Origin of the sequence: Paenibacillus sp. FSL R10-2796, from assembly GCF_037965315.1 — a bacterium.
GTDB lineage: Bacteria > Bacillota > Bacilli > Paenibacillales > Paenibacillaceae > Paenibacillus_AQ > Paenibacillus_AQ odorifer.
Genome location: NZ_CP150178.1, coordinates 1,027,917 through 1,040,426 on the forward strand (window position 1 = coordinate 1,027,917; position 12,510 = coordinate 1,040,426).

Here is a 12,510-nt window from a genome sequence, read left to right on the forward strand (position 1 = left end):
CGAAGCTTAGTCTTCCCCCTGCTGTAGGAGGTTGCTGATGTTTCCGGGGAAATTGTACAGAAAGTATCTGAAGAATAATCTGTTTATGAAAATCATCCTGCTCTTCTCAGTCATTGCCGTGGTCACCATTATCACCTTCTCCTACCTGATGTTCTTGCTCATGTCTCAGGCTGTAGTGCAGCGGCAGATGGAGATTCAGAAACGTACCGTGGAGAGCATCAACAGCTATATTGAGCAGAAATATGACTCTGTACAGTCTATGATGCGGGACGTGTACCGGGACACGGAGCTGACTGCTAATACGTCGTATTTGCTGGAGCATCCGTATGAAGATTACGTGAGGTACCGGCTGGACCGCTATTTCAACGAAAGTAATGCTACGACGGATACCGTGCAGTTTTTTCGCAATCAAGTTGAAGATGATCCTGATATCCGCAGTTTAATGCTCTACAGTGCAGCTGAACAGCAGCTGTATGTCTATAATGACCAAGGCAAATTTCAGATTATTTCCACTAATGCAGCCCACTCTTTCGTACCGGATGCGCTGTATCTGGAGGAGGAAGGCAGTGTCACCGCTCCAAACACTTGGGTCAGTCAGGCGATCTCATCTCCGGAGGGGCCGATGTTTACGGTTCGTACCCCGGTCAATAACAAGATATCACTTCGCAACATTGGTCAGCTTCTAGTCTATTTTGATGCCAGCGAGGTCTGGGGGAGTATGGGCAATTATAAGGATGACTTCAAGGGAAAGATTCTGGTGCTGGCAGCGGATGGGGATGTGTTATTTGATACCTCGGGCACCTATTATGGAAAGCGCTATCCTTATCCCGAGCAGATGAATTCTGCCTATACAGATGGTGAAGAAGTCGGCGGGATGATCATTACTAAGCAGACTCACACCCAAGGCGGATTTACTGTGTTGAGTGCTGTACCTAAGCAGGAATTAGCCGCCACTTATAGGGGATTGCGGAACATGATCTTCATTATCTGCTTGATCTGCCTGTTGTTTGCGATTATTACACCCACTTTATTTATCAATAATTTTGCCAGACGGACTCATAAAATTATCAAGTTCACCCGCAAAGTGAAAAACGGTGACCTGGATGCCCGGATTACCGATGTCAGAGAAGACGAGCTGGGGCAGATCTCCAAGAGCTTCAACGATATGCTGGATGAGCTGAATCTTCATATAGACCGTGTGTTCAAGGCTGAAATCAAGCAAAAACATACCGAAATCGCCGCGCTTGAAGCCAGGGTAAACCCACATTTTCTCTACAATACCTTGGAGGTGATCCGAATGAGGGCAATCTCTCAAGGAGCTTCAGATGTCGGGGAGATGATCTACAGCTTGTCGGTGTTGTTCAAAAGCTATGTTCACCAGAAACCCAAGCATACGATGAAGGATGAACTAGAGGCCTGCCGTTTATATCTGGAGCTGTTCCGCATCCGTTATAAGGATAAATTCTCTTATACAATGGAATGCGGGAAAGAGCTTACCGGAAGAGTTGTACTCAAAATGTCGCTGCAGCCTATCATTGAAAACTACATTCTACATGGGATGCGAGTGGACAAGAATGATAATCACATCAGTGTGGCTGTGGCCAAGGATGGCCAATATTTGCGTGCGGTAGTTACAGACAATGGGCGGGGGATTGCCCCGGACAGATTGGTCCAGCTCAAAGAAGGTCTTTTGCAGCCAGATGAACAATCGGAATCATTCGGCCTGCGCAGTATTCATGAACGTTTGAAGCTGCTTTATGGCAGTGAGTATGGCATTGAATTACAAAGCGAAGCGGGTACCGGCACAACCGTGACTGTGTATTTTCCCGATCTGGGAGAGGATGATCCAAACCATGTATAAAATTTTCATTGTGGACGACGAGCCTTTTATTATCGAAGGATTATATGACATTGTGGATTGGGCAGCACTGGGGATGGAGATTGTCGGCCACGCCGAGAACGGACAGGAAGCGCTGGAGTCGTTGCGGTTTGTTCCAGCGGATATTCTGATTACGGATATTTCCATGCCGCTGATGAACGGGCTGGATCTGATCCGGGCCGTACGGGAGATTCAGCCGGAGATCAAAGTTGTTATCCTCAGCGGCTATGATGAGTTCGGTTATCTTAAGGAAGGAATGGCGCTCGGCATTGAAAATTATCTGCTCAAGCCTATTAATTTGCAAGAGTTCCGGGCAACATTAGTGACTGCCGCCGAGAAGCTGGGTGTCTCCCGTCAAGAGAGTCAATTCAATGCGCATAGTATTTCCATTCTGCGCGATAATGTGATGTACCGCTGGCTGCGGTGCCAGATTGGGCCGAAGGAATTCAGTGAACGGACTGATTTTCTGGGACTTAGACTAGATAAGCCGCTGGTGCAAGTAGCCCTGCTTCGCCCTGAACAGGACGCTGCCGAGCTATTTCAGGCGGTGGAAGAGGTTGTAGGCGGTAACCCGTCTTTGATTGCATTCCGGGATATGGATGGAGATACCGTGCTGCTGCATCTGCTTAGTGAGTATCAGCAGGGTAAAGAAGCGGTGGAAAGGCTTCATGCGCAGCTGCTGTTATCCCTAACTGGCGGTCCGCCAATGCGTCTGTCCGTAGGAACGGTGGAGGAGATGGAGGAGGCGGCGGCTCAGAGTTATGCCCATGCAAAGATGACTCAGGAATATTTCATGCTGTTTCCAGAGCGGAATTTGCTGCATTATGAGGAAGTTCAGGACAGGCATGAGGTTGCCGTCCAAGGCATGCCGCTGAATTGGGAAGATGATCTCAAGCTGATTATGGCGAAGGATAAGGAAGCGCTGCTGGTGCGGATCCAGGATCATTTTGAGCAGCTGCGGCGGATGGAGGGGATTACACCCGTGCTGCTGCAAGGCATTGCCATGGAATGGTTGATCCGCTTCAAGATGCAGCTGCAGGAGATTCGTCATGTGGAAGAACCGGAGCTTTTCGCAGACGGTTTTGGCCTCATTCGCTCTACAGTTTCCATAAATGAACTGACTCAGATTATTCAGGAAGCCGCTACCATTACGGTAGACGCCTTAGTTCGGGACGTAAAGAGTCCAGTCGTGCAGCAGGTGCTGAATTATATCCATGAGTCCTACAATGAAGATGTGTCACTGAAGACCCTCGGTGCCCAATACCATATTCACCCGGTGTATTTGGGACAGCTGTTCCATAAAGAGGTGAATGAGTCATTCACCGAATATATCAATAAATACCGGATTGAGAAGGCGAAGGAGCTGCTGCGGAATACCTCACTTAAAGTTCATGAAATCGCTCTCAAAGTAGGCTATTGGGAGACCGGCTATTTTTACAAACAATTTAAGAAGCATGTCGGTATATCTCCTACGGAGTACAAAGGGCTTGTCTAGCGGACCCCCGCTGCAAGCTTTTTCTTTATTTTCTACATGATTTATTTAGTTTATCTTCTGTTTGAAAATGCTTTCATAAATTACAGTAAAGATAGTCCTTGAAGGAGAAAGCTGCTGGTTTAATTCCGGATTAGGCCAGCGATCTTGAGGTAAACAAAGGGGAGGTTATACAGGAATGGGCAACAACAAAAGAAAAAGGTTTTCCCTGTTACTGACATCACTTATGGCATTCTCGCTTGCGCTCAGCGCATGTGGCGGCGATTCAAACAACGCGGCAACTAACAGTTCAGGAGCGGGCGGCGACGGTGCATCATCCGAGAAACCAGTCGAACTGATCTGGTACACGATCGGCGGACCGCAGAAGGATCTGGACCGTGTCGTGGAAGAAGTCAATAAGTACACTAAAGAGAAGATAAATGTCACCCTGAAGATGAATATGATTGATTTTGGTGATTATACACAAAAAATGCAGGTCAAAGTAGCCGCTGGCGAACCCATGGACATTCTCTTTACGTGCTCCTGGGCGTTCGATTATGTGCAAAATGCCCGCAAAGGCGCTTTTATGGAATTGGACAGCCTGCTTAATGAATATGGAAAAGGCATCGTAGACACGATTGATCCGGCGTTCCTGGAAGGCTCCAAGGTAGATGGACATAATTATGCCGTACCTGCCAACAAAGAGCTTCCGGCGCAAGAAGTTTGGCGCTTTAATAAAGAGCTGCTCGACAAATATAACCTCGACATTTCCGGGGTGAACACAATGGAAAGCATTGAACCACTGCTGAAGACGATCAAAGAGAATGAACCGGGCATCACGCCTTACGCTATGGTGAAGGATTTCATGCCAGTGCTGCCGTTCGACTACATCATTGAAAAGATGCCAATGGCTGTTTATATGGACACGAAGGATTACAAGATCGTGAACATTCTGGAAACACCAGAACTCAAAAGCACTCTTGAAACCGTTCGCAAATATTACAAGGCAGGTTATATCTCGCCGGAAGTAGCAACTACAACTTCGGTGGATGATCTCTACAAATCTTCGAACTGGTTCATGGATCGTGCGGCTACCCAGCCGATGGCGGACAATCTGTGGTCGGCAAGCTACGGCTATCCTGTAGTTTCCACGCCAGCTGGCAAACCTTACATTTACAACTGGTCCGTTATGGGTTCGATGCAAGCCATCTCGGCTAACTCCGCATATCCGGAGAAAGCGATGGAGTTCCTGAACCTGCTCAACACCGATCCGGTGCTGCGCAACATGATTGACTCCGGAATCGAAGGCGTGCACTACGAGAAGACTGGTGAGAATTCCATGAAGAACCTGGATGAATCCAAGAACTATGACATGCCAACCTTCTCGCTGGGCAATATCATGATCAACTATTTGAACGAGGGTGACCCTGAGAACAAATGGGAAGAGTTCAAAAAGTTTAATGAATCCGGTGTAAATGCACCGCTGCTTGGTTTTAACTTCGACACTTCCAAGGTGACTACTGAAATCGCTGCGGTTCAGAACGTAAAAGAAGAATACTGGTCACCACTGATGACTGGAACCGTTGATCCTGACGAGTATCTACCGAAAGCTATTGAGAAATTCAAGGCAGCTGGTTTGGACAAAATTATCGCTGAAGCGCAATCGCAAATTGATGCCTGGAAAGCGTCCAACAACAAGTAAAACATCAACGTAAGAGAAGATCGGGGCAGGGGCGTGGCCTCTGGACCCGGTCTTTTTTTGAAATATAAGGACATACAGGAGGGATCTAAGTGTGAAGACAATCAGCGGATTTATAAAAAATATTATGAATAACAAGATTATGCTGCTCATGGTTTTACCAGGTGCGCTTTGGTTTCTCTTTTTCTCTTACCTGCCGATGATAGGGACGATTATTGCTTTCAAGGAATACCGCTTTAGCCGCGACGGCTTCTGGGCGAGTATTATCAACAGCAAATGGGTGGGGTTAGACAACTTCAAGTTTTTGTTCACCACCAATGACGCGTACATTATTACCCGCAACACCTTGCTCTACAATGGAGCATTTATCCTGCTTGGCTTGATCTTGTCGGTTCTGATGGCGATTGTGCTGTCCGAGATTGTGAACAAGAAGCTGGCCAAAGTGTATCAGACCGGCATGTTCCTGCCCTACTTCCTGTCATGGGTCGTTGTCGGCTATTTTGCATTTAGTTTCCTGAGCTCCGAACGCGGGATGCTGAACCAGATCATGGGCTTTTTTGGCGCAGAGTCAATTCAGTGGTACTCGGAAAAAGCCTACTGGCCGTTCATCCTGATCCTAGTCTATCTGTGGAAAGCAGTTGGTTACAACAGCGTAGTTTATCTCGCAGCTATTATGGGGATCGACAAGTCGCTGTATGAAGCGGCGATGATCGACGGAGCTAGTAAGTTCCAACAGATTCGCAATATTACACTGCCGTTGCTGAGTCCAATTATCACGATCATGACCCTGCTGGCCATCGGTAAAATCTTCTACGCCGACTTCGGTCTCTTTTACCAGGTGCCTCGTAATTCCGGTACGCTCTACAGTGTCACGAATGTTATTGATACCTATGTCTATCAAGGCCTCAAAACAACGGGTGAGATTGGTATGAGCACTGCCGCAGGTCTGTATCAATCGGTTGTCGGCTTTACGCTAGTCATGACCTCCAACTATATTGTCCGCAAATATAACAAGGATAGCGCTTTGTTCTAGAACCTCATGAAAGGAGTGGGCCATATGTCTTCCATTACTAAGACTAAAAAAGAACGTGATTTCCACCATCTCTCAACGCCCTGGAATATCACTTTTAATCTGATAGCCGGCATCTTTGCATTTCTGTGCGTGTTTCCGTTTCTGTTCGTCGTGATCATCTCCTTCACCGATGAGGTGGCGCTGGCGCGGGATGGCTATAAGCTGATTCCGGCAAAATGGAGTCTCGGCGCATACCGTTATGTGTTTGAATCCGGAGATATGCTGCTGCGTTCCTATGGTGTGACGATTTTTGTAACGGTGATCGGGACGATCATCAGCCTTTTGTTTATCGCTTTTTATGCGTATGCGATTTCCCGGAAAAGCTTCCGTTACCGCAATTTTTTCTCGTTCTTCGCGTTTTTTACCATGTTGTTCAACGGTGGACTTGTGCCGACTTATATTATCGTTACGCAGTTTCTAAGCCTGAAGGATACGATCTGGGCGCTGATTTTGCCGCTGGCGGTGAATGCTTTTTACATTATGATTCTGCGCACCTTCTACAGCACGAGTGTGCCTGATGCCATTATCGAATCCGGCAAAATCGACGGGGCGGGCGAGTTCCGTATCTTCCTGAAATTGGTGTTGCCTTTATCACTGCCCGGTCTGGCTACGATTGCTTTGTTCAGCACCCTCGGCTATTGGAATGACTGGTTCAATGCGCTGCTGTACATCGACAACCCGAATTTAGTCCCGCTGCAATCGATGCTGATGCGGATCGAGACCAGTATGCAGTTTATTTTGCAGAACTCCCAGAACAGTTCGCTAAGTCTGGAAGCTCTTCGCTCCATGCCGCAGGATACATCGCGGATGGCGATGGTCGTGCTGGCGACAGGGCCGATTATTTTTGCCTATCCGTTCTTCCAGCGTTATTTCATTCAAGGTCTTACCATAGGGGCTGTTAAGGAATGAGTTATACAAACCCGAATTTACCTGCTGAAGAACGGGCGGAGCATCTGCTCGGACTGATGACTTTGGAAGAGAAGGCCGGTCAGCTGATTCAGCCTTTTGGCTGGCAGGCCTATGAACATAGAGACGGTAAGATGACCTTGACAGAAAGCTTCAAGGAGAAGGTTGCCGGGGGCGGCGTAGGCTCGCTTTACGGGATGTTGCGCGCTGACCCGTGGACCGGTGTGACGCTGGCTACTGGCCTGTCTCCGCGTGAAGGTGCGGAAGCGGTGAATACGCTCCAGCGGTATGTGCTGGAGCATTCGCGGCTGGGCATTCCTGTATTGATCGGCGAGGAATGCTCGCATGGCCACATGGCGATCGGGGCCACCGTATTCCCGGTGCCCCTGTCGCTCGGCAGCTCCTGGAATGTGGAGCTGTATCGTGAGGTCTGCCGCGCCGTAGCGCTGGAGACACGCAGTCAGGGCGGCGCGGTTACGTATTCGCCGGTGCTGGATGTGGTGCGCGATTCCCGCTGGGGCCGCACCGAGGAGTGCTTCGGCGAGGACGCTTACCTGATCAGCGAGATGGCGGTTGCGGCTGTTGAAGGTCTGCAGGGGGAATCCTTGCAGAGCGGCGGCAGCGTGGGGGCTACGCTGAAGCATTTTGTGGGATACGGCAGCTCAGAAGGCGGCCGGAATGCCGGACCTGTGCACATGGGCTGGCGTGAACTGCTGGAAGTGGATCTGCTGCCCTTCAAAAAAGCGGTCGAAGCGGGTGCAGTCTCCATTATGCCTGCTTATAACGAAATAGACGGCGTGCCTTGCACGACAAATACAGAACTACTAGAGGATATACTCCGCGAAGCATGGGGGTTTGAGGGTCTAATCATTACCGACTGCGGAGCTATAGAGATGCTGGCCTCTGGCCATGATGTGGCTGAAGATGGCATGGATGCAGCAGTGCAGTCACTGGAAGCCGGCATCGACATGGAGATGTCCGGGGAAATGTACGGCAAATACCTGGTGGATGCCGTTCGTGAAGGCAAGCTGGACCCGGCACTGCTGGATCGGGCGGTCCGCCGTGTGTTGACGCTCAAGTTCAGGCTGGGCCTGTTCGAGCAACCATTCGCTGATCCCGATGCGGCTGAACGCGTCATCGGCAGCAAAGCGCATCAAGAGCTGGCCCGGCAAGTGGCGGGCGAGAGCATCATCCTGCTGAAAAATGAAGCAGGTGTGCTGCCATTGTCCAAGACCGCCGGCACGATCGCCGTCATTGGCCCTAACGCCGATGCCGGGTATAACCAGCTCGGCGATTATACCTCACCGCAGCCTCCGGCTAAGGTAGCGACCGTGCTCAGCGGCATCCGCAGCAAGCTGGCTGCAGAGCCGGAGCGGGTGCTCTATGCACCGGGCTGCCGGATCAAAGGCGATTCGCGCGAAGGTTTTGAAGCCGCGCTCGCTTGTGCAGAGCAGGCCGATACCGTTGTTATGGTCGTCGGCGGCTCCAGTGCACGCGATTTCGGGGAAGGCAGTATTGATCTTAAGACAGGCGCGTCCAAGGTGACGGAGAATGCCTGGAATGATATGGACTGCGGCGAAGGCATTGACCGGGTGTCATTGACCCTGTCGGGAGTGCAGCTGGAACTGATCCAGCAGGTTCATCAGCTCGGCAAACCTGTGATCGTTGTTTATATTAACGGCCGTCCGGTGAGTGAGCCTTGGATTGACGAGCATGCACATGCCATTCTGGAAGCCTGGTATCCAGGCCAAGAAGGCGGGCACGCTGTTGCAGATATCCTGTTCGGCGATGTGAACCCGTCCGGGAAGCTGACTGTATCCGTGCCGAAGCATGTGGGCCAGCTCCCGGTCTATTACAACGGCAAACGTTCCCGTGGCAAAAGATATCTGGAGGCCGATTCCCAGCCTCAATATCCGTTCGGCTTCGGGCTTAGCTACACTGAATTTACGTACTCCGGGTTGAAGGTGGAACCGGAAGTAATTGCGGCTGGGGAGACGGCTACAGTTTCCGTGGACGTTCAGAATACAGGAGACCGTGAGGGCGCAGAGGTGGTGCAACTGTATATTTCAGATGTCGCCAGTAAGGTCACGCGCCCTGCCAGGGAATTGAAGGCTTTTGACAAAATCAAGTTGGCTCCGGGTGAGAAGCAAACCGTGTTGTTCACGGTAGGACCGGAGCAATTGCAATATATCGGACCGGATTTAAGACCAGTTGTAGAGCCAGGAGCGTTTAAAGTGCTGGTGGGTAAGCATGTAAATGATACACTGAGCACCGATTTGACGGTGAGGGGGTAAAGACATGGAACGCATTAAACGCTTCATCCGCGAGCTCTCCGAGCAGCAATGGCTAGAGGTGGAGGAATTGCGCGATTGGGAGATTCTGTCCTCGGTGTATCAATTGCCGGGACAGTATGACAAGCTGCAGCCTTATAAGGACGGCAGCAATTATGATCTGTTCCCGAGTGTGCAAGGAACGACCTATTTCTTCCGCCGTACTTTGGAGATTCCGGCTAACTGGCTGCCGGGCCACATCGGGCTGATTTTTGCTTCAGGTGGGGAAGGGCTGCTGCGGGTGAACGGTGAATCGCGGCAAGGACTTGACCGCAATCATACCTTTGTGACCCTGACAGGTGATCCATCTGGCCGTCCGTTGGACCTGGAAATCGAACTCTTCGATCCGGTCCCCGAGCCGGTGGACCCATTAAATCAACAGGCGGTGATCCAGCCGCCGATTCGGATGATCCACAGCCAGCTGGTGCTGGTGAATAGACCTGTGCAGAGTCTAATGTACACGGCAGTAGTGATTCGCGATTCGGCAATTCTGCTGCCTGAGCAGGACCAGCGCCGTAAGCGGATGCTGGAAGCTTTGTATGTGGCAATGGATCAATTCGTTGGCCTTACCACGCAGGAGATCCGCGAGGGTGGTGAGATTTCGCGAATCGAGCAGAAGCTGCGGGGCAGAGTCGGGGAGATCGGCAGTCATGCCGAAGGAACAATCCACATGGTGGGCCAGTCCCATATCGATATTGCCTGGCTGTGGCCTGCGCGCGAGACCGTGCGCAAGACGAGCCGGACATTCTCGACGGTGAATGCCCTGATGGACGAATATCCTGACTATCAATATGCGCAGAGCCAGCCGCTGCTGTTCGAATATTTGAAAGACAATGACCCGGTACTCTATGAGAAGGTCAAGGCACGCATCCGTGAAGGACGCTGGGAACTGGTCGGTGGGATGTGGATCGAACCGGATCTGAACATTCCGAGCGGAGAATCGCTAATGCGGCAAATGTTGTATGGCCAACGCTTTTATCTGGAAGAGTTCGGGCGCACCTCACAGATTGAGTGGCTGCCGGATACCTTCGGCTACTGTGCTTCTCTGCCGCAGATTCTGCAGCATGGTGGCATCAAATATTTTATGACCACCAAGCTGGGCTGGAATGACACCAATGTCTTCCCTTACGATCTGTTCGATTGGGTCGGCATTGACGGCACGCCGATGTTGTCTTACCTGAATCATGGGGTCAATGAGAATACGCTGCCCAAAGATATTCATGAACACTATCAGTCCTTCCGCGAAAAAGATAAACATAATGAGCAGATGCTGCTCTATGGGCATGGTGACGGCGGCGGCGGGGTCACCCGCGAGATGCTGGAATATATCCAGCGTGCCGAGCTAATGGTCGGCCAGCCGGAGAGTAAATACAGTAATGCCGCGGATTTCTTCGCGGGCATTACGCGCAGTCAGCCGCAGCTGCCGCAGTGGCGGGGCGATCTGTATCTGGAGCTGCACCGCGGCACCTACACTACGCACGGCCGCAACAAGCGGAACAACCGCAAGGCGGAAGTGTTGTACCGTGAAGCGGAGCTGTGGCAGACATTAGCTTCGCCGCAGCTGGACACGGAGCAACATGCCGTAGTTGCCGGGCAGCTGCATCAGGGCTGGAAGCTAATTTTGTTGAACCAGTTTCATGATATTATTCCGGGCTCGGCGATTACCGAAGCATACGAGACCTCGGAGAAGGAATACGCAGAGGTGTTTGAGCTTGGCCGTGTTGCGCTTCAGCCGGGGCTTGCGGCATTGGCCGGGAACATTAACACGTCAGGCGAGGGTACACCTTACATTGTTTTTAATGGTTTGGGTTGGACGCGGGATGCCGTGGTCGAACTTGCTCTCAGCGAAGAAGTAGCCGCCAGCGGAAACTTTGCGGTGTATGGCGAGGATAACGTACTGCTGGAAGCAGATGTCCTGACGGAGGAGGCAGCAGTTTTTGGTGTCTCGGTTCTCGTTCCTGAGATTCCGGCCTTTGGCTACAAAACAATCTGGATTCGTGATCTGTCTCAGAACACATCCGATGAAAGTAATGCAGAATTTGAGGCTGCTGAACATAATCAAACTGCTGTAGGAGCTGTTCCCTTCGGCGACCGTTGGGAGACGGACTATTATCGTATTACCTTTAACGAGCGGGGAGAAATCACCAGTCTTTTTGATAAAAAAGGAAACCGGGAGATCGTAAAATCCGGTGAGCCGGCGAACCGCTTCCACTTTTTCCATGACCGTCCGACGCTTTGGGATGCCTGGGACATTGACAACCGTTATGAAGCCCAACCCGCCGGGGAGGCTGAGCTTATAGAAAAGGCAGTGGTCCGCACTGGTGCGGTGCAGGATATTTTGCGCTTCCGCTGGAAGCTGGGCCAATCCGAGATTACTCAGGATATGATTCTACATCACCATAATCCCCGGATTGATTTCCAGACGCAGGTGAGCTGGAACGAAGCCCATAAGCTGCTTAAGGTAGGGTTTCCGATTGATGTTGTGACGGATAAGGCGACTTACGAGATTCCATTTGGTGCGCTGGAACGTCCGACCCACCGCAACACCAGCTGGGAGCAGGCGCAGTATGAGGTTTGCGGGCATCGTTTTGCGGATGTATCGGAACGTGGATATGGCGTCAGTCTGCTGAATGATTGCAAATACGGCTATGACATCCAAGGCAGTACCATTCGTTTGTCGCTCCTGCGCGCGCCGAAATGGCCGGATGTTACTGCGGATCTCGGCGAGCACGACTTCACCTATTCGCTATATCCGCACCGTGGGGATTGGCGGGAGGCTCATACTGTTCGCCGTGCAGCAGAGCTAAATCATGAGCTGTATACTTTTGCCCCTTCATCAACACAGGGGCAGCTGCTGCCAACAGGCTCATTTATCGGATTCTCCGGTGAGCACGTGGTGCTGGATACGATTAAGCCATCCGAGGACGGGCAGGGGACTGTTCTCCGTTTCTACGAATCCTCGGGAGGCCGCGAGCGGGTTCAGCTCAAATGGCAGTATCCAGTTCAGAGCGTCTACCTGTCCAATGCTCTGGAAGAGCAGCTGGAACTGATCGAACATACGGCTGGCGGTGAATTGGAACTTCACTTTGCCCCTTACGAGATCAAAACAATCTACATCAGAAATTAAATAATCACATCACAGATGCAAAGGAG

At 51.0% G+C, this 12,510-nt stretch carries 7 protein-coding genes; all 7 read left to right on the forward strand.

The genetic code is table 11. The features are described from left to right. Nucleotides 1–37: 37 nt before the first annotated feature. The 7 genes from NST58_RS04595 to NST58_RS04625 all read left to right on the forward strand — a co-directional run bounded on the left by NST58_RS04595 (nucleotide 38) and on the right by NST58_RS04625 (nucleotide 12,484). Nucleotides 38–1,861: a sensor histidine kinase gene (locus NST58_RS04595; protein ID WP_076208103.1), complete on the forward strand. Its 1,824-nt coding sequence runs from the start codon at nucleotides 38–40 to the stop codon at nucleotides 1,859–1,861. Continuing rightward, nucleotides 1,854–3,374 (forward strand): response regulator transcription factor, encoded by a 1,521-nt coding sequence (locus NST58_RS04600; protein ID WP_076105357.1) that lies wholly within the window; start codon nucleotides 1,854–1,856, stop codon nucleotides 3,372–3,374. The genes NST58_RS04595 and NST58_RS04600 overlap by 8 nt, the downstream gene beginning before the upstream one ends. 175 nt (nucleotides 3,375–3,549) lie before the next feature. Beyond that, nucleotides 3,550–5,052 (forward strand): ABC transporter substrate-binding protein, encoded by a 1,503-nt coding sequence (locus NST58_RS04605; RefSeq protein WP_076130103.1) that lies wholly within the window; start codon nucleotides 3,550–3,552, stop codon nucleotides 5,050–5,052. 100 nt (nucleotides 5,053–5,152) lie between these two features. Further along, complete coding sequence (locus tag NST58_RS04610) at nucleotides 5,153–6,082, forward strand: ABC transporter permease subunit (RefSeq protein WP_036684959.1); 930 nt, start codon at nucleotides 5,153–5,155, stop codon at nucleotides 6,080–6,082. Between the two features lie 24 nt (nucleotides 6,083–6,106). Continuing rightward, nucleotides 6,107–7,030 carry a carbohydrate ABC transporter permease gene (locus NST58_RS04615; RefSeq protein ID WP_248549462.1) on the forward strand — a complete coding sequence of 308 codons (924 nt, stop codon included), beginning with the start codon at nucleotides 6,107–6,109 and terminating at the stop codon, nucleotides 7,028–7,030. Continuing rightward, nucleotides 7,027–9,321 (forward strand): glycoside hydrolase family 3 N-terminal domain-containing protein, encoded by a 2,295-nt coding sequence (locus NST58_RS04620; protein WP_339246504.1) that lies wholly within the window; start codon nucleotides 7,027–7,029, stop codon nucleotides 9,319–9,321. The genes NST58_RS04615 and NST58_RS04620 overlap by 4 nt, the downstream gene beginning before the upstream one ends. A 4-nt stretch (nucleotides 9,322–9,325) precedes the next feature. Then, a complete protein-coding gene (locus tag NST58_RS04625; protein WP_339246507.1) occupies nucleotides 9,326–12,484 on the forward strand; it encodes an alpha-mannosidase in 3,159 nt (1,052 codons plus the stop codon). Nucleotides 12,485–12,510 lie beyond the last annotated feature (26 nt).